At 70.8% G+C, this 17,298-nt stretch carries 16 protein-coding genes; 4 read left to right on the top strand and 12 right to left on the bottom strand.

Annotated elements, in window-relative coordinates; translation table 11 throughout:
• Positions 1-11: 11 nt before the first annotated feature.
• Positions 12-836 carry a DUF1275 family protein gene (locus ATL40_RS02595; protein ID WP_098468181.1) on the top strand — a complete coding sequence of 275 codons (825 nt, stop codon included), beginning with the start codon at positions 12-14 and terminating at the stop codon, positions 834-836.
• A gap of 97 nt (positions 837-933) precedes the next feature.
• Here ATL40_RS02595 and ATL40_RS02590 read toward each other — a convergent pair whose 3' ends face one another.
• The 5 genes from ATL40_RS02590 to glmS form a co-directional block, all read right to left on the bottom strand.
• Positions 934-1,344: a hypothetical protein gene (locus ATL40_RS02590; RefSeq protein ID WP_098468180.1), complete on the bottom strand. Its 411-nt coding sequence runs from the start codon at positions 1,342-1,344 to the stop codon at positions 934-936.
• Positions 1,344-2,561 (bottom strand): CaiB/BaiF CoA transferase family protein, encoded by a 1,218-nt coding sequence (locus tag ATL40_RS02585; protein WP_098468179.1) that lies wholly within the window; start codon positions 2,559-2,561, stop codon positions 1,344-1,346. Before ATL40_RS02585 ends, ATL40_RS02590 begins: the two co-directional genes overlap by 1 nt.
• Before the next feature lie 14 nt (positions 2,562-2,575).
• Complete coding sequence (oxc, locus tag ATL40_RS02580; RefSeq protein WP_098468178.1) at positions 2,576-4,279, bottom strand: oxalyl-CoA decarboxylase; 1,704 nt, start codon at positions 4,277-4,279, stop codon at positions 2,576-2,578.
• 207 nt (positions 4,280-4,486) lie between these two features.
• Positions 4,487-4,837, bottom strand: coding sequence for a holo-ACP synthase (locus ATL40_RS02575; RefSeq protein ID WP_098468177.1), 351 nt, complete (start codon positions 4,835-4,837; stop codon positions 4,487-4,489).
• 2 nt (positions 4,838-4,839) lie between these two features.
• Entirely contained in the window at positions 4,840-6,687 is a 1,848-nt protein-coding gene (glmS, locus tag ATL40_RS15150; protein ID WP_098468176.1) for a glutamine--fructose-6-phosphate transaminase (isomerizing), read from the bottom strand.
• 72 nt (positions 6,688-6,759) lie between these two features.
• Here glmS and coaA point away from each other — a divergent pair, with 72 nt between their 5' ends.
• Positions 6,760-7,761 carry a type I pantothenate kinase gene (gene coaA, locus ATL40_RS15145; protein WP_425443343.1) on the top strand — a complete coding sequence of 334 codons (1,002 nt, stop codon included), beginning with the start codon at positions 6,760-6,762 and terminating at the stop codon, positions 7,759-7,761.
• 24 nt (positions 7,762-7,785) lie between these two features.
• Here the strand turns inward: coaA and ATL40_RS02560 are convergent, their stop codons facing one another.
• The 4 genes from ATL40_RS02560 to rplM all read right to left on the bottom strand — a co-directional run bounded on the left by ATL40_RS02560 (position 7,786) and on the right by rplM (position 10,984).
• On the bottom strand, positions 7,786-8,433 hold the full coding sequence (locus ATL40_RS02560; protein WP_098468175.1) for a DedA family protein: 648 nt from the start codon (positions 8,431-8,433) through the stop codon (positions 7,786-7,788).
• Between the two features lie 190 nt (positions 8,434-8,623).
• Positions 8,624-10,012, bottom strand: a complete 1,389-nt coding sequence (gene glmM, locus ATL40_RS02555; protein ID WP_098468174.1) for a phosphoglucosamine mutase — start codon at positions 10,010-10,012, stop codon at positions 8,624-8,626.
• An 11-nt stretch (positions 10,013-10,023) separates the two neighbouring features.
• On the bottom strand, positions 10,024-10,497 hold the full coding sequence (gene rpsI / locus ATL40_RS02550) for a 30S ribosomal protein S9 (RefSeq protein ID WP_098468173.1): 474 nt from the start codon (positions 10,495-10,497) through the stop codon (positions 10,024-10,026).
• 34 nt (positions 10,498-10,531) lie between these two features.
• A complete protein-coding gene (gene rplM, locus ATL40_RS02545) occupies positions 10,532-10,984 on the bottom strand; it encodes a 50S ribosomal protein L13 (protein WP_098468172.1) in 453 nt (150 codons plus the stop codon).
• 382 nt (positions 10,985-11,366) lie between these two features.
• Between rplM and ATL40_RS02540 the strand changes: the two genes are divergently transcribed.
• Positions 11,367-11,843, top strand: a complete 477-nt coding sequence (locus tag ATL40_RS02540; RefSeq protein WP_211283046.1) for a DUF5709 domain-containing protein — start codon at positions 11,367-11,369, stop codon at positions 11,841-11,843.
• Here the strand turns inward: ATL40_RS02540 and truA are convergent.
• Entirely contained in the window at positions 11,825-12,751 is a 927-nt protein-coding gene (gene truA / locus ATL40_RS02535) for a tRNA pseudouridine(38-40) synthase TruA (RefSeq protein ID WP_098468171.1), read from the bottom strand. The two genes, ATL40_RS02540 and truA, sit on opposite strands and share 19 nt — an antisense overlap.
• 60 nt (positions 12,752-12,811) lie before the next feature.
• On the opposite strand from truA, the gene ATL40_RS02530 reads away from it, so the two are divergent.
• Complete coding sequence (locus tag ATL40_RS02530; protein ID WP_098468170.1) at positions 12,812-13,561, top strand: ROK family protein; 750 nt, start codon at positions 12,812-12,814, stop codon at positions 13,559-13,561.
• Here ATL40_RS02530 and ATL40_RS02525 read toward each other — a convergent pair.
• Together ATL40_RS02525 and ATL40_RS02520 are read right to left on the bottom strand one after the other, a co-directional pair.
• Positions 13,500-14,342: an alpha/beta hydrolase gene (locus ATL40_RS02525; RefSeq protein ID WP_143556838.1), complete on the bottom strand. Its 843-nt coding sequence runs from the start codon at positions 14,340-14,342 to the stop codon at positions 13,500-13,502. The genes ATL40_RS02530 and ATL40_RS02525 overlap by 62 nt on opposite strands.
• Positions 14,339-17,143, bottom strand: coding sequence for a helix-turn-helix transcriptional regulator (locus tag ATL40_RS02520; protein WP_098468168.1), 2,805 nt, complete (start codon positions 17,141-17,143; stop codon positions 14,339-14,341). The genes ATL40_RS02525 and ATL40_RS02520 overlap by 4 nt, the downstream gene beginning before the upstream one ends.
• Between the last annotated feature and the right edge of the window lie 155 nt (positions 17,144-17,298).

The raw sequence follows: 17,298 nt of genomic DNA, 5'->3' as shown, positions 1-17,298 counted from the left end.
AGTCTCCCCTCGTGACGACCTACAAGCAGATCGATTCCCACCCCGAGGCGGTGCGGTTCCCGCTGATGGAACTGCCCGTCATCGGATTCGTCCTCGCGTTCGTCTGCGGAACGCTGAACGCGTGGACGCTGATGAATGCCGCCACGTTCGCGACCGTGCAGTCCGGCAACGTGGCCTCCTCCGGCATCTACCTGGCCACCGGTGAGTGGTCGAAGTTCTTGTTCGCCTGGGGTTCGGTGATCGCGTTCGGCCTCGGGTCCTTCGTCTGCGGTTACTTCATGACCACCTGGCTGCGCAAGGGTCGCGTCTACACGGTGCCGGTGCTGTGGGCGGAGGGCCTCATCATCGCCCTCATGGCCGTGCTGTGGGCCACCAGCGTGATCCCCGAGACCAAGACCGGCGCGCAGATCGTCTGCTTCGTGGTGAGCTTCGTGGCCGGCGCCCAGGGCAACTCCTTCCACAAGAACCACGGCATGCTCTACGGCAACGTGGCGGTCACCTTCGTGGTGCAGGCCGCGTTCAACTTCCTCGTGCAGTCCTTCATCAACAAGAAGGGCATCAACGGCGAGCCGAACCTGAAGTGGTCCGGGATCTTCTTCCTGGTGCTGCTGGGCTTCGCCGGCGGTGGCGCGATCGGCGCCCTGACCAACGTGTGGCTCGGCTGGGAACACGACGCGACCCAGGACGGTGTGCTGGTCAACGGCACCCCGGTGGCGGGGACCGGGTGGGCGCTGCTGCTGCCCGCCGCGCTGACGATCATCCTGGCGCTCATCGCCGGCCGCCAGAAGCACCGCAACCTCGACCCGGACCCGACCGCCGGCGGCCTGATCCCGTGACCGGCTGACGCCGGCACACGCTCAGCACACGCTCAGGACAACCACAAGCGCCCGCGACCCATGGGTCGCGGGCGCTCGTGTGTGCGGCAGGTCGACCTCAGCCGCGTGCGGCGGCCGTCCACCGGGCGTCGGCGGGCAGGACCGCCTGCGCATCCCAGGTCCGGCTCGCCTGCTCGACCCAGGCCGCGACGTCGGGCAGCGTCATGGTGGTGGAGTTGATCTGGATGTCCGCCACCACCCGCTCCCCCTGCGCCGCCTCGGGGTCGGGGATGTGCTCGACCGTGACCCGGGAGTGCAGCTCGATCGCGCCCCACCCCTCCTCCGGCTTACCCGCCGCCACGGCCTTCGCCCACACCTCGGCCATGAAGGAGCTCGCCACTGCCCCGGCGTACAGGGTGTGGGTCGTCTCCTCGCCGCCACCCGAGCCGTGGGTGATGCTGTGCTCGGCGAACCCGGTCAGACCGGGAACGAACGGGGTGGCGGCGACCTCGGTGAACGGAGTGGCCATCAGGCGAATTCCGCCCGGATCGCCTCACCGTGCTGGTTCAGCGTGGGCGCGTCGTGCTGCGCCCCGTAGGAGTTCCAGGTGCCGAACTTCATCGGCGAGCCCGGCACCTCGCGGCCGTCCACGACCTTGACCATGCCGCGCTCGATGATCTGCGGCAGGCGGCGGGTGTCGTCCACGTTCAGCACGATGCCGACCGGCACACCCGCGGTCTCCAGGGCGTCACGCCACACCTCGGCGACATCGGTGGTGGTGACCGACTCGATCGCGGCCTTCACGTCCGCCCAATTGGTGGCGCGGTCGGAGTTGGTGACGAACCGCTCGTCGGTGACCCACTCGGGGTGCCCGAGTGCCTCGGAGAACACCTTCCAGAGGTGGTCGTTGCCCACGCAGACCGCCAGCGGCTGGTCCTTGGCCTCGAAGGTGTCGAACGGGTACATGAACGGGTGGCGGTTCCCGATCCGGGTGGGGCGCTCGTGCAGGCCGAGGGCGTCCATGAGTCCGTGCTCGAGCAGCACGAACGTGGAGTCGAGCATGGAGACGTCCACCGTGGAGCCCTTGCCGGTGCGCTCGCGCGCCACGAGTGCCGTGACGATCGAGGAGTACCCGAAGATCCCGGCGATGATGTCGGAGAGCGAGGTGCCCACGCGGGTGGCGGGACCGTCGGGGAAGCCCGTGGAGGCCATCACGCCGGACAGCGCCTGGATGATCGTGTCGTACGCGGCCTGGCTGCTCATCGGGCCGTACTGCCCGAACCCGGAGATCGAGGCGACGATCAGGCGGGGGTTCTCCTGGACCAGCGTCTCCGGCGCGATCCCGAGCTTCGCCATGACGCCGGGGCGGAAGTTCTCCACCACCACGTCGGCCTTGGCGATGAGCTTCTTCAGGAACGCGAAGTCGTCGGCGTCGGTGAAGTCCAGCGTGATCGACTCCTTGCCCACGTTCGCCAGGCGGAAGTACTCGCTCGAACCGTCCTCGACGTAGGGGCCCATGGCGCGGGTGTCGTCGCCCTTGGGCGGGCGCTCCACATGGATCACGCGGGCACCGGCATCGGCGAGCATGCGCGCACAGGTCGGTCCGGACAGCACCCGGGTCAGGTCCACCACGAGCAGCCCCTCCAGCGGGTAGGGCTTGCTGCGGTCGAGGTGGGCGTTCTTCGCCTCGAGGTTCTCGTAGTCCGGCTCGGGGGCGACCTCGGGCGTGACGGGGGGAATACTCATGACGAGTGCGCTCCTTACTTCGTGGGGATGGCCGTGGCCGGGTTGAGGTTCGTCAGGTGCCCGCTCTCGGTGCCCAGCGTCGGATCGATGACGGCGTTGATCACCGTGGGCGTCCCGGCGGCGAGCGCCGCGGTGAGGGCCTCGTCCAGTTCGGCCGGGGTGGTCACGTGGTAGCCGGTGCCGCCGAACGCGGTCGCGAGCATGTCGTAGCGGGCCTGGAGGTCCAGCACGGTGGGTGCCGGGTCGCTGCCGTGGGTGTTGACGCCGTCGCCCTTGTAGACGCCGCCGTTGTTGAGGATGACCACGACGATCGGCAGCCGGTAGCGGCAGATCGTCTCCACCTCCATACCGGAGAACCCGAAGGCGGAGTCGCCCTCCAGCGCGATCACGGGTCGTCCGGTCTCCACCGCGGCGGCGATCGCGTACCCCATGCCGACGCCCATCACGCCCCACGTGCCGGTGTCCAGGCGGTGGCGCGGCAGGTGGATGTCGATGACGTTGCGGCCGATGTCGAGCGTGTTCGCGCCCTCGCTCACCAGGTAGGTGTCCGGTTCGGCGTCGATGGCCTTCTTCAGCACCCCCAGCGCCCCGAAGTAGCCCATCGGGGTGTGCGGCGCCTGCAGGCTGGCGGCCATCTTGGCGGCGTTCGCCTCGCGCTTGGTGGCGAGTTCGGCGCGCCAGTCGCCGTCGGCCTGCACCCCGGCGGCGCGCAGCGCGGGCGTGAGCTTGCCGAGCACCGAGACGATGTCCCCCGCCAGCGGGGCGGCCACCGGCTGGTTGGAGTCGAACTCGGTGGCGTCGATCTCCACCTGCACGAAGCGGGCGTCGGGGTTGAAGTGCGGCGCCTCGCCGTGGGAGAGCAGCCAGTTCAGCCGGGCGCCGACGAGGATGACCACATCGGCCTCCTTCAGCGCGAGCGAGCGCGCGGCAGCCACGGACGCCTCGTGGGTGTCCGGGATGAGTCCCTTGGCCATGGACATCGGCAGGAACGGGATGCCGGTGGCCTCCACGAGCTCGAGCGCCTCCTGCTCCGCCTTGGCGTAGGCAGCGCCCTTGCCGAAGATGATGAGCGGCTTCTTCCCGGCCGCGATCACGTCGACGGCGCGGGCCACCGCATCGTCGGCCGGCAGCTGGGCGGGGGCCGGGTCGGTGACGGTGAACACCGAGGCCGCGGCCTTCTCGGCGTCGATGAGCGCGGAGAGGGTCTTGGCCGGCAGGTCGAGGTAGACACCGCCGGGGCGTCCCGAGGTGGCCGTGCGCACGGCGCGCGCCACGGCGAGGCCGATGTCCTCCGGGCGGTCCACCCGGTAGGCGGCCTTCGCGTACGGCTTGGCGGCGTTGTACTGGTCGAGTTCCTCGTAGTCACCCCGGGAGAGGTCGACGATCTCGCGCTCGGAGGACCCGGAGATGAGGATCATCGGGAAGCAGTTCACCGTGGCGGCGGCAAGGGAGACCAACCCGTTGAGGAACCCGGGGGCCGAGACCGTGAGCGCGACCCCCGGCTTCCCGGTGAGGTACCCGGCGGCGGCGGCCGCGGTGCCCGCCGGCCCCTCGTGGCGGAACCCGAGATAGCGCATTCCGCGGACCTGGGCCAAACGCGCGAGGTCCGTCACCGGAATCCCGACCACCCCGTACATCGTCTCGACGCCATTGGCCTGCAGCGCGTCGATGACCACGTTGAATCCATTGGTCTGCGCTGATTCGTTCTGCAGTGTCATTCCACAAGTCCTCTCAAGGCCCAGCTGCTGGGAATACGCGCGCACCGGGTGTTCCCGAAGCGAATCCGGTCCAGGGGCGACGGGGGTCGCCGCGTGCGCGTCACACCTCAACCCTAAGTTGCCGGACGGCGTGTTGCCAGCGGGTAAGCACCTCAAACGGGATCGGGCGCAATTTCCCAGCGCGCGCCTGCCCGTGCGTGGAGTAGGTCAGCCCTCGGCGATCACGAACGCGGAGGCGATTCCCGCGTCGTGCGAGATCGACAGGTGCCAGGTGGTGATGCCGAGTGACTGCGCGCGCCGCAGCACCGTTCCCCGCAGGTCCACCGTCGGCGGCCCGCCGGGTGTGCGGTGCACGGTGGCGTCGTGCCAGACGAGGTCGCCCGGTGCCCCGAGCGCCTTCGCGATCGCCTCCTTGGCCGCGAAACGCGCGGCCAGGGAGGCGTCGGGCAACTCGCGCTCCGCCGTCGTGAACAGCTTCTCCCGTAGCCGCGGGGTCCGCTCGAGGGTGGCGATGAACCGGGCGATGTCGACCACGTCCACGCCGATCCCGACGATCACGGCTACTCCACGGTGACGGACTTGGCGAGGTTGCGCGGCTGGTCCACGTCCAGACCCTTGGCGGTGGCGAGCTCGCTGGCGAAGATCTGCAGCGGCACCACGGCCACCAGCGGGGACAGCAGCGTGGAGGTCTGCGGCACCCGGAAGATGACATCCGCGTAGGGCACCACGGCCTCGTCGCCCTCCTCGGCGATCACCAGGGTGCGCGCCCCCCGGGCGCGGACCTCCTGGATGTTGGAGACGACCTTCTGGTGCAGCACGTCCCGCCCCCGCGGGGAGGGCACGATGATGAAGACCGGCTGCCCCGGCTCCACCAGGGCGATCGGCCCGTGCTTGAGTTCGCCGGCGGCGAACCCCTCCGCGTGGATGTAGGCGATCTCCTTGAGCTTGAGCGCGCCCTCCAGGGCAACCGGGTAGCCGACATGGCGGCCGAGGAAGAGCACCGAGGTGGCCTCGTGCATGGCCCGCGCCTCGGCGCGGACCTCCTCCTCCCGGGAGAGCACCTCGGCGACCTTGTCCGGGATCGACTGCAACTCGGCGAGGGCGTCACGCAGTTCCTCGGGGAACTTCGTGCCGCGCAGCTGGGCGAGGTAGAGGCCGAGCAGGTAGCACGCGGTGATCTGCGCGAGGAAGGCCTTGGTGGAGGCCACCGCGACCTCGGGGCCGGCGTGGGTGTACAGCACGGCGTCCGCCTCGCGCGGCAGGGTGGAGCCGTGGGTGTTGACGATCGCCAGCACGTGGGCGCCCTGTTCGCGGGCGTGCCGCACGGCCATGAGGGTGTCCATGGTCTCCCCGGACTGCGAGATCGCGACCACGAGGGTGCGCGGGTTCACGATGGGGTCGCGGTAGCGGAACTCGTGGGCGAGCTCGACCTCGACGGGGATGCGGCACCAGTGCTCGATGGCGTACTTGGCCACGTGGCCGGAGTAGGCGGCGGTGCCGCAGGCCACCACGATGATCTTGTCCACGGCGCGCAGCACCGACTCCTCGATGCGCAACTCGTCCAGCACGAGGGCACCGGTGGGGCTGGTGCGCCCGAGCAGCGTGTCGGCCACGGCCTTGGGCTGGTCGTGGATCTCCTTGTCCATGAAGGAGGGGTATCCCTCCTTCACGGCCGCGCTGGCGTCCCAGTCCACCGTGAAGGCGGTGGGCTCCACCCGCTCACCGGCGAAGGTCTCCACGCGGACCTCCTCGCCGGTGATCGTGACGATCTGGTCCTGCCCGATCTCCAGGGCGCGGTTGGTCGCGGAGATGAACGCGGCGACGTCGCTGCCCAGGAAGTTCTCCCCGTCCCCGAGGCCGACGACGAGCGGGGAGTTGCGCCGGGCACCCACCACGACCCCGGGCTGGTTGGTGTGCACGGCCAGCAGGGTGAAGGCGCCCTCGAGGCGATCCACGACGGCGCGCATCGCCTGGGTGAGGTCCCCGGTGTAGGCGCGCTCCAGGAGGTGGGCCACCACCTCGGTGTCGGTCTCGGACTGGAAGTGCGCGCCGTCCGCCAGGAGGGCCTGCTTGAGTTCGGCGTAGTTCTCCACGATCCCGTTGTGGATCAGCGCCAGGTCCCCCACGCGGTGCGGGTGCGCATTGGCGTCGGTGGGGGCGCCGTGCGTGGCCCACCGGGTGTGCCCGATGGCAGCGGTCGCCGGCGGGAGCGGCTCGGACTCCAGCGCAGAGGTCAGGTTCACCAGTTTCCCGGCGCGCTTGGCGGTGCTCAGTCCGTCCGGGCCCACCACCGCGACGCCGGCGGAGTCGTACCCCCGGTACTCCAGCCGGCCAAGACCGGCCAAGACGACCTCCAGGGGCCGGACCGATGGGCTCGCGCCCCCTGCGTATCCCACGATTCCGCACATGGGGGACACGATAGCCGCCGACCCGGGGTGTGGCCGGACGCGCACATCCTCGGCGTGCGGGAGACTGGTGCCGTGAGCCGCCATGTCCCCGACCTCATCGACGAGGTCCGCCTGCCCGATTCCGCCGCATCGGGGGCACCGGGTGCGAGTCCGTTCGTGGAGTTGGACCGGGCGGACTGGAGCAGGCTGTCGGCCTCCACGCCGCTGCCGTTGACCACGCACGACGTGGTGCGCCTGCGCGGACTGTCCGATCCGATCGACCTGCGTGAGGTGGACACGGTCTACCGGCCGCTGTCCCGGTTGCTCGGCCTGTACGTGGCGGGGGTGCGCGGGGTGCACCAGGCGGTCACCACCTTCCTCGCGGAGGGCGGCCGGCCCACCCCGTTCGTGATCGGGATCGCGGGGTCGGTGGCGGTGGGCAAGTCCACGACCGCCCGGGTGCTGGTGGAGATGCTGCGGCGCTGGCCCGAGATGCCGCGCGTGCAGTTGATCACCACCGACGGCTTCCTCCACCCCAACGAGGAGCTGAAGCGGCGCGGACTGATGGAACGCAAGGGGTTCCCCGAGTCCTACGACCGACGGGCGCTCCTGCGCTTCCTCGCGCAGGTGAAGTCGGGGATCCCCGAGGTCACGGCGCCGGTCTACAGCCACGTCACCTACGACGTGATCCCCGAGAAGCGGCAGGTGGTGGATCGGCCCGACGTCCTGGTGGTCGAGGGGCTCAACGTGCTGGCGCCGCCGGTGATCGAGCCCGGCACGCAGCGGGGACTGGCGGTCTCGGACTTCTTCGACTTCTCGATCTATGTGGATGCCGAGGTGCAGGACATCCGACGGTGGTACGTGGAGCGCTTCCTTCGGCTGCGGCGGACCGCCTTCACCCAGCCGGAGAGTTACTTCCGCCGGTACGCGGATCTGGACGACGACGCCGCGCAGGATGTCGCCAGTGGCATCTGGTCGCGGATCAATGAGCCCAACCTGCGCGAGAACGTGCTGCCGACCCGCTCCCGCGCCACCCTGGTGATGACCAAGGACGCCGACCACCGCATCCAGCGGGTGCTGCTGCGCAAACCCTGAGCAGGCACGCCCGGGGGTCCACGCTCACCCGCGCGGGGCGGCCTGGGCCGTACGGGGTTGCAGTTCCGCGGGCGCAACGCCCACCGCGCGCAGCACCCGATCGATGACCACACCCAGCGCGATGCCGCCGGCCACCCCCACCACGATCGCCACGAGCGGCGAGGACCCGAACAGGGCGCCCGAGACCGTGCCGATCGCGACGCTGTACAGGGCCCACAGGGTGGCCCCGATCGCGTCGAAGGCCACGAACCGACGGAACGGGAAGCCCACCATCCCGGCAGACATGTTCACGAGCATGCGTCCGACCGGGATGTAGCGGGCGGCGATGATGTAGGTGCCGCCACGCTTGGTCAATTGCCTCTCGGCGCCCCGGATGAGCGCCGCACCCCGCTCGCTGCGCAGGTAGGGGAGCGTGCGGAACGGGACCGTGCGGCCGATGAGGTAGGCCACGCAGTCACCCGCGAGCGCACCCAGCGCGGTTGCGAGGATCACGGCCCACAGCGGCTGCCCGACGCCGGTCATCGCGAGCGTCGCCATCGTGATCACAATGGACTCGCTGGGGAGCGGCGGGAAGAACCCGTCGATGAAGCACAGCGCGAACACGACCAGGAGCACCCAGGGTTGGCCGGCGGCAGCCACCACCCACTCCTCGATCGCCGAGATGATCTCCACGCCCCGCACCTTCCTGATCCGCCGGTTGCTCCATTCCACCGTGGCACGCGGGAGCAGCGGGCGCCTCCGCCCGCGGACTGATACCGCCACGGGGATCCACCCCAGGGACCACCCGGAGAACCTGCGGGCCGCCTCGGTGTCGGCCCGCGAAGCGGTCAGGCGCGCCGTCGCCCTCGTGGGCGACTCGGCCTCACAGCGCCAGGCGCGCCCGGACCACCTCGGCGAGCGACTCCGCCACGCGCGTCGCGCGGCGCGCGGTATCGGCCTCCACCATGACGCGCACGAGAGGTTCTGTACCCGAGGGGCGCAGCAGGACCCGCCCGGACTCCCCGAGGTCCGCCTCGGCCGAGGCCACGGCCTCAGCGAGCGCCTGGTCGCTACCCGCGCGGGTGCGATCCACGCCGCCCACGTTGATCAGGACCTGCGGCAGGCGCCGCACGAACGAGGCGAGTTCACCCAGGTCGCCCTCGTTGGCCACGAGCGCGGCCAGTTGGAGCGCGGTCAGGGTGCCGTCGCCGGTGGTGGCGTGGTCGGAGAAGATGATGTGCCCGGACTGCTCGCCGCCGAGGTTGAAGCCGCCCTGTCGCATCCGCTCCAGGACGTAGCGGTCCCCCACCCCGGTCTGTTCGATGGCGATCCCCTCGGCACGCATGGCCTGCAGCAGGCCGAGGTTGCTCATCACGGTCACCACGAGGGTGTCGTGGGCCAGGGTGCCGGCGCGGTGCATCATGCGGGCCATCAGCCCCATGATCTGGTCGCCGTCCACGAGGGCACCGGTGCTGTCCACGGCGAGGCAACGATCGGCGTCGCCGTCGAAGGCGACCCCGAGATCGGCGCCGGAGGCCACCACCGTGGCCTGCAGCTGCTCGGGGTGGGTGGAGCCGCACTTCTCGTTGATGTTGCGGCCGTCGGGCGAGGCATTGATCGCCACCACATCGGCGCCGGCCGCCCGCAAGGTCTCGGGCCCGACCTGGCTCGCGGCTCCGTTTGCACAGTCCACCACGATCCGCAGCCCCTTGAGGGAGGTGTTGGTCGAGGCGAGCAGGTGCTCCACGTACTCGTGGCCGGCACCCCCGGCGTCCCGCGCCAGGCGCCCGACGTCCGGGCCGATGGGCCGCTGCCACGGGTCGGCCATCCGCGCGGCGATCTCGTCCTCCACGCTGTCGGCCAACTTGTGCCCACCGCGCGCGAGGAACTTGATGCCGTTGTCCGCCATCGGATTGTGAGAGGCGGAGACCACGACGCCGACATCGGCGCGCCGCACCGCGGTCAGATGCGCAATCGCCGGCGTGGGCAGCACACCCACGTCGACCACATCGGCACCCGCGGAGGCCATGCCAGCGGCCAGCGCGGCGCTGAGGAACTCGCCGGAGGCCCGCGAGTCACGCCCGATCAGTGCGAGCGGACGGTCGTCGTGCGCCGTGAGGTGCCCCGGGTGGGGTGCGGAGATGTCCTCATCCTCGCCGCGGTGCGAAGCGAGCACATGCGCAGCCGCGACGCCAAGCCCGAGCGCGAGCTCGGGCGTGACGTCGCGGTTCGCGAGGCCTCGGACTCCGTCGGTGCCGAAGATTCTCGCCATGGCTGCGTGGATCAGCGCTTGGAGTACTGGGGCGCCTTGCGGGCCTTCTTCAGACCGGCCTTCTTCCGCTCCGTGACGCGGGCGTCGCGGGTCAGGAATCCGGCCTTCTTCAGCGCGGGGCGGTTGGACTCCACGTCCATCGCGTTCAGTGCGCGGGCAATGCCCAGCCGCAGCGCTCCGGCCTGGCCGGACACGCCGCCGCCGTCGATGCGGGCGACCACGTCGAAGCGGTCGACCAGCTCGAGCAGCGTGAACGGGGAGTTCACGAGCTGCTGGTGCAGCTTGTTCGGGAAGTAGTCCTCGAGGGTGCGGCCGTTGATCGTCCAGTTGCCGCTGCCGGGGACGAGGCGGACACGCGCCACGGCCTCCTTGCGGCGGCCGACGGCGGCGCTGGGAGCGGCGATGCTCTGGCCGCGGTTGGCGACAGGGGCGTCCGACTCGGTGGTGTAGCTGGCGGGTGCGTTCTCGTCCAGCTCGTCAGTCATGGGCTGAGCCACGATTCTCCTTCAGGTGATGTCGTCAGGCGCGGGACTGCGCGACCTGGCTGAACTCGTAGGACTGCGGCTGCTGGGCGGCGTGCGGGTGCTCAGGGCCTGCGTAGACCTTGAGCTTGCGCAGCTGGGCGCGTCCGAGAGAGGTCTTGGGGAGCATCCCCGCGATGGCCTTCTCCACGGCTCGCTCCGGCTTGGTGGCGAGCAGCTCCGAGTAGGTCACCGCCTTGAGGCCACCGGGGTGACCGGAGTGGCGGTAGGCGAGCTTCTTGTCCGCCTTGTCGCCCGTGAGGACGACCTTGTCCGCGTTCACGACGATGACGAAGTCGCCAGTGTCGACGTGGGCGGCGAACGTCGCCTTGTGCTTTCCGCGCAGCAGGGTGGCCGCGTGGCTTGCCAGACGCCCGAGGACGACGTCGGTCGCGTCGATGACGTACCAGGTGCGGTCGACGTCAGACGGCTTCGGGGTGAACGTACGCACAGTCGTAGCCTTCATTTCGGTGCATGGGCCTCACTGGCAGGGTTGGGGCCGACGAACACGACCCCTCCCCACCGGCGACGCCGGGTGGTTTCGGCGAGTGCGCCGATCCGGTGCACATGCGCGGGTCGCAAGACTCCGCCACGTGGCACCGCCCTGAGGAAGGACGCCGGGGCGGACTCCTGGGTCCGCGTCAGCGTCGCGACCGTGGGTCGGCAGGGCCGACACGAGCGCACAACGAGTCACTACTGTACTGCCTCGGTGTGCAGGTGGTCAAAACGGCCGGCTACGCCCCGCGGGGACTGCTCGCCGCCACCCGTTCGACGACCGCACACGCCGTCCGCATGCCCTGGCGTGAGCATCGCGGCAGTGACACAGTAGGGCAATGGACGCACAGCCGGGTTCACAGGCGGACTGGGACCACCACTCGGACATCGTCCCGGGCGAGAACGGCGCCGAGATCGACGGCGACCAGCTCGACCAGGACGACACCCTGGAGTCCTCGCGGGTGGAGGACGCGCTGGACGAGGGGGTCATCCCGCGCGAACGGGACACGCGGGACCATTGGGGTGAGACCGCCTGGGAGGCACGGCACGCCGAACCGCTGGACTCCCGCCTGGCCCAGGAACTCCCGGACACCGCCGACTCGGTCCGACGGGGTCAGGAACCCGACCGCGCCGGGCGTCTCGAGGCCGTGCGCGACGGCGCGTGGGGCCAGGACTCCTTCGCGCGCGACGCCGGGGTCGCCGGCGGCGCGGCAAGCAGTGAGGAGGCGGCCATGCACACCACCTCGCTGGAGGAACTGGAACGCGTGGAGGCGCGCGAGCGCGAGGGTCTGGACGGCTACGACGAGGAGGACTGACCCTCCTGCGGGGCACACCCGGCGCCGCCCACGCCACGCCGTGCGCCTTGGACGGGGCCATGGACAGGGCCACGGACCGCGCGTGCTTGCCTCGCTCGCTGGGCGAGGCCCTGCGAAGGTGGGTAGCCGACCTCCTCCAACACCAGGCCCGGCGCCGGCGCCAGCGGTACCGCGCCGTCGCGATGTCGCCGATCGAGCACCTCCCGGGGCCACGCCACTGCGCGGCGTCCCTCCCCCACCACCATCAAGGCGCCTACCAGCGAGCGCACCATCGAGTGGCAGAAGGCATCCGCGCGCGCCTCGATCGTCACGATGTCCCCCGCGCGGGCCACCGACAGACCGAGCAGGGTCCGGATCGTGGTGGCACCCGCGCGTGGCTTGCAGAACGCCAGGAAGTCGTGTTCCCCCACGAGTGTGCCCGCCGCCTGCGCCATCGCGAGCTCGTCGAGCGGGCGGCGGTGGTGGACCACCCAGGAACGCAGCAGGGGGTCGGGCGCCGCGCCGTCGTGGATCCGGTAGCTGTACCGTCGCCACAGCGCGGCGAACCTGGCGTCGAAGGCGGCGGGCACCACCTCGACCCGCCCCACCACGATGTCCGGCGGGAGCAGGCCCGCCATCCGGGCCAGCAGCGACGATTCCGGTGTGCGCTCGCTGCGCCCGGGCAGGGCGGCCCACTCCCGCTGGGTCACGTCGAGGTGCACCACCTGCCCGCGGGCATGGACACCGGCGTCGGTTCGGCCCGCCACGGTGACGGGGACGGGTCTGCGCAGCAGTGTGCTCAGCGCCTCCTCCAGGACCCCCTGCACCGTGCGCAACCCGGGCTGACGCGCCCAGCCGTGGCTCGCCGCGCCGTCGTAGGCCAGATCGAGCCGTACCCGGATCGACTCGTTCGGGAATGCGTCGGTCACCGCACGAACCTACCGCCCCAGGCGTCGCGGCGGCGTCCGAGGTATCGGTACGTTGGCCTCATGGACGCCACGCTCGCCGTCGACTGCGGCGGCGGCGGGATCAAGGCGTCGGTCCTGGACGAGACCGGCACCCCCCGTTGCGCCGCGCTGCGCGAACCCACCGTGTACCCGCTCCCGCCCGAGTCGCTGCTCGGTGTCGTCTCCAGCCTCGTGGACCGGCTCCCGCCGTTCGAACGGATCACCCTCGGGATGCCCGGGATGATCCGGCACGGCGTGGTGGTGTCCACGCCGCACTACGTCACCAAGGCGGGTCCGCGCACGCGCGTGCTGCCGGACCTGAGGGCGGCGTGGGAGGGTTTCGACATGCGAGCCGCCGTGGCGGCGCGCTTCGGCGTGCCCGCCCTTGTGCTCAACGATGCCGAGGTGCACGGGGCGGGCAGCGTGGCCGGGACCGGACTCGAGGTGATCGTGACCCTGGGCACGGGCCTCGGGAACGCCGTGTTCGACGGCGGGCGGCTCGCTCCGCACCTGGAGCTCTCCCAGGCACCGCTGCGGTGGGGGCTGACCTACGACGACTACATCGGCGAACACGAGCGACTACGTCTGGGCGACTCGCACTGGTCGCGGCGTGTACGCCGCGTGGTGGACGCCCTGCGCCCAGTGATCGCATGGGACCGCCTGTACCTCGGCGGGGGCAACTCCCGCCGCATCACGGCGGTGGCACGCGCTCGGCTGGGTGAGGACGTGGTCATCGTGCCGAACTCCGCGGGGATCGTCGGCGGGGTGCGCGCGTGGTCCCTGCCGCGGTGACGGACTCTGCCTGGGTCCGCATCAGTTCGCCCAGCAGTGCCCGGTTGTAGGCACGGGGCCGATGCAGGCTCACCAGGTGGTGGGCCCGCCGTATCAGCACCCACCGCGCCCGACCCGCGGCCACGGCCCGGAACTCGCGCTCGTGCAGACGGAAGTGGTCGAACTCCCCGATCAGGAACGTGGTGTCCATCCCGCGCATCAGGACCCGTTCGAGGTCCCCGAGCGGATCCAGGGGCAGTAGCGCGCGCAGCGCCGCCAGTTGCCCGCCCACGCTCACCCCGCCGGCGGAGATGTCGTGCGCGGCCTGCTCCCCCACCGCGAGGCGGGCGGCGCGGGCGCTGAGCCGGCGCCCGCCCGAGTCCCCGAGCACGCGCGTGAGCGCGAGGAAGCCACGATGCAGCACGCCCCCGGTTCGCGCCGTGCACGAACTCACCACCAGGATCTCGGGTGGGCAGCAGGTCCGCGCCGCCCAGTGCAGCGCGAGGTAGCCCCCCAGCGACAAGCCGACCACCGCCACGCGGGGGCAACGCACGCGAAGGGCCTCGACAGCCTCCTGGATGCGCTGATCGCAGGCGTCGAGGCTGAAGCGCTCAGCGAGCGCGGTGCCGTGGCCCGGCAGATCGACAGCAGTCACCTCGGCGCCCTGCCTGCGCAGGAGGTCGACCTGGTCGCGCCACATGGTGCCCGAGGTCCGCACGCCGTGCAGGAACACGACGCCGAGGCCCGCAAGCGGCATCGGGTCCGACGGCGCGCACGGGCCGGGAGCCGTGGTCGTGCTCACAGCTCGATGGCGCCGCTCGCCACGCCACTGGCCAGCGCCACGCGGCCCGAGACCCCGTACTGCTGGTAGACGCGTGAGAGATACAGTTCCACGGTCTTGACGCTGTAGTGCAGACGCTGCGCGATCTGATGATTGGTCAGGCCCTCGATCGCGAGCCGGGCCACCACGCCCTCGACCTCGCTCGCCTTCCCCCGCCGCCGGCGCTGCCGGGGTATCGGGATGCCGGCCGAACGCATGTGCCGGCGAGCCGTACTGACCAGGTCTGCGGCACCGAGCGTGCGGAAGAGATCGTGCGCCGCCACGAGGTGGGAGGAGGCATCGACACCGAGGGCTCCCAGGACCAGCCCGCTGCGCGCGGACTCGGCATGCATCCCGTGTGCGTGGGCGATCTCCCAGGACACGGACGCGTGCCGGGCCGCCGTGTCCGGGTCGGTCGCGCAGTACATCCGAGCGAGCGTGCGGTTGAGGTAGACGTCGTTGGCGGGCCAACCCAACGGCGCCGCCAGTTCGTGCGCGCCTCGAATGTGGGACAGCACCTCATCGTCCGTGTCGGATTCAGGCAGACGCGCCAGCTCCTCCGCGACCAGCCCGATGAAGATCGGTAGACCACGTTCGAGCTGCCAGTCGATCTGGCGGATGAGCCGGTCCCTGGCCGAGGCGATCTCACCGCCGCTGACGAGAACGCGGGCGTGCGCCGCCTCGACCAATGGCGCGCCTGCTGGTGCCCGCGCCACCAGCCCCCGCGAGAGGTCCGCTGCCTCTCGCGGCCTGGCCAGGTCGTCCAGCATCAACACGCCGAGTGCCCTGACCGCGTCCCGAGCGACGGACATGCCGGCGGACTCCTCGCCGCTGCGGCCCAGGTCCGCCCACGCCAAGGCCTCGTCCCAGGCACCCTCCACGAAGGACAGCTCGGTCTGTGCCAGCATCTGCGTGCTGTCCAGCCTCGGGGCCCAGTCCTCTCCGGTGAGTTCGGCGATCCGCCGGGCGTGGCGGCGCGCCTCGTTGGCACCACCGCCACCTTCCATGGCCAGCACCATGAGCGCGGCCCGCGCCTCGCGCTCCAGAAGTGGACCGAACTCACCCGCCTCCCGTTCGAGGCGCTCACGCAGTGCATCGCGGTCCTCACGGGCGAGCACCTGGGCGTCGAACGCACTCATCACCAGCCAGGCGAAGTACGCATCGCGTTCCATCGGTTCGTTCCTGGCGGCGAGGAGCGCCGCGGCGTCGGCCTCCTCCCGCCGACCCAGGCTGTACAGCGCATGTGCCCTGACCGGGGCGTGCGCGGGATCGACGACCCCGCTGCGCTCAGCGCGCGTCAGGACCTCCAGCGCATCCGCGAATCGACCCACCCCGAGGAGGTTCATGGAGTGCTCCCGCGCGAGGCGGGCGGTCCGCCCCCCGATCCCGTTCTTCTCCAGGACCTCCTCCGACAGCGCAATGGCCTCGGCGAGCCTGCCACCGTAGGACAGCAGTCCGACCCGGGTGGCATCGACATCGAACTCCCGTGGATCGCCGGGGAGCAGGCGCTCACGGGCGAGCCCGACCCATTCCGCCGCCACCAGCGGGGCTGACAGTCCCACGTGCTCGGCAACCTCGAGTGCCGCATTGAACCCGGCGTCGTCTCCCGGTTCGGTCGACTTCACAACGTGTGTCGCCCAGCCCACCAGATCGGTGACCCGGCCACCGCGCGCCTCCAGGTGTCTCGCCGCTCTTGCGTGCATCCGCACCCGCTGCGCTGCCCCGAGCGCGTCGTAGAGTTCCTCGCGCAACATCGGTTGCGCGAAGTGGAACTCGCGCCCCTCCTCGTACAGCACACCCATCCGGACCAGGCGATCGAATGCGCCCTCGAGGTCCGATGCCGGATAGCCGATGGCCTCCTGCACACACTCCAGGTCCACGAGGCGGATCGAGGTGAGGACGCTGAGCGCCTGTGCCACGCGAAGCGCCAGTGCGTCGTACCCGAGCAACCACTCCTGCAGGTGCATCCTCGTGCGCCGCGGATACGTGGACGCGTTGGCGGCGCCCTCGAGATGCTGGTGTACATAGGTATCAAGGAACAGAGGAAGCCCGCCCGTGCGTTCGTACGCGTCCGCGGCCAGCGCATCGATGTCCTGGGGACCGATCCCACTGCCCGCCTGGGCCACCCGCGCCTGGACGAGTTCACGCGCATCGGCGCGGGACAGCGGTTCCAGGTCAAGGACGACGGCACGCTTGTCCGCGGCTCGACGATTGACGAACGACTCCAGCTCACCTGTCCGGTCCTCGAACCCGTGACGCAGCGAGAGGAGGAAGACGACCGGCACATGGTCCAGGCTTCGCAGGCCGGTGGCGAGCATCTGCATCATCGCGGCATCCGCGTGATGCAGGTCCTCCAGCACCACCACTTGGGGGCCCTCCTGCGCCGCGGTGCGCAGGGCTCGCACCGTCAGGTCGAGCACACGTTCGGAGCCACGTGCTGCCTCGGCACCCGGCCGCGCCCTGACGGCGACCGGATCCACCACTGCGCGGAGGGTCTCCAAGGCCTCCCGCATGGCGTCCGAGAGCAACTCTGAGCGATTGATCGTGTCGAGCAGAGCCGCGTACGGGCGCGCCGCGTCCAGGGCATCCGCCCGGCCACGGGCAACCGAATAGCCCCGCTCGCGCATGCTCACGACGGCCTGGTCGAGCACGGTCGTCTTCCCCGAGCCCGGTGCGCCACGCACGAGCAACACCGCTGCGCGCGTGCCTTGGACCGCGGCATCCGCTTCAGTCAGGATCGCCGCGATCTCCGCTTCACGCCCGACGCAGAGCGCCCTGGTCACACCATCCCCCTTCTCCGTCCGCCGCTACGACATACTAGGGCCGATCCCGATCTCCTACCGCTGGGGAGAACCCCAGTATCCGATCGGCACCGCCGTGGGCATAGTGGAGGCAGTGAAGGACGCAAGCCCCTCACTACCCGGGTCAGCGGGGCCGA

The sequence above is a fragment of the Serinibacter salmoneus genome, from assembly GCF_002563925.1.
Classification (GTDB): Bacteria; Actinomycetota; Actinomycetes; order Actinomycetales; family Beutenbergiaceae; genus Serinibacter; species Serinibacter salmoneus.
Note: the sequence above shows the minus strand (reverse complement) of the source record. Positions and strands in the feature narration are given on the sequence as shown.

What these genes read in the sequence shown, in the direction of transcription:
- ATL40_RS02590 (WP_098468180.1), bottom strand. Translation starts at nt 1,344, where the DNA reads ATGGCCACTCCGTTCACCGAGGTCGCCGCCACCCCGTTCGTTCCCGGT.
- ATL40_RS02585 (WP_098468179.1), bottom strand. Translation starts at nt 2,561, where the DNA reads ATGAGTATTCCCCCCGTCACGCCCGAGGTCGCCCCCGAGCCGGACTAC.
- oxc (WP_098468178.1), bottom strand. Translation starts at nt 4,279, where the DNA reads ATGACACTGCAGAACGAATCAGCGCAGACCAATGGATTCAACGTGGTC.
- glmS (WP_098468176.1), bottom strand. Translation starts at nt 6,687, where the DNA reads ATGTGCGGAATCGTGGGATACGCAGGGGGCGCGAGCCCATCGGTCCGG.
- glmM (WP_098468174.1), bottom strand. Translation starts at nt 10,012, where the DNA reads ATGGCGAGAATCTTCGGCACCGACGGAGTCCGAGGCCTCGCGAACCGC.
- rpsI (WP_098468173.1), bottom strand. Translation starts at nt 10,497, where the DNA reads ATGACTGACGAGCTGGACGAGAACGCACCCGCCAGCTACACCACCGAG.
- ATL40_RS02540 (WP_211283046.1), top strand. Translation starts at nt 11,367, where the DNA reads ATGGACGCACAGCCGGGTTCACAGGCGGACTGGGACCACCACTCGGAC.
- ATL40_RS02530 (WP_098468170.1), top strand. Translation starts at nt 12,812, where the DNA reads ATGGACGCCACGCTCGCCGTCGACTGCGGCGGCGGCGGGATCAAGGCG.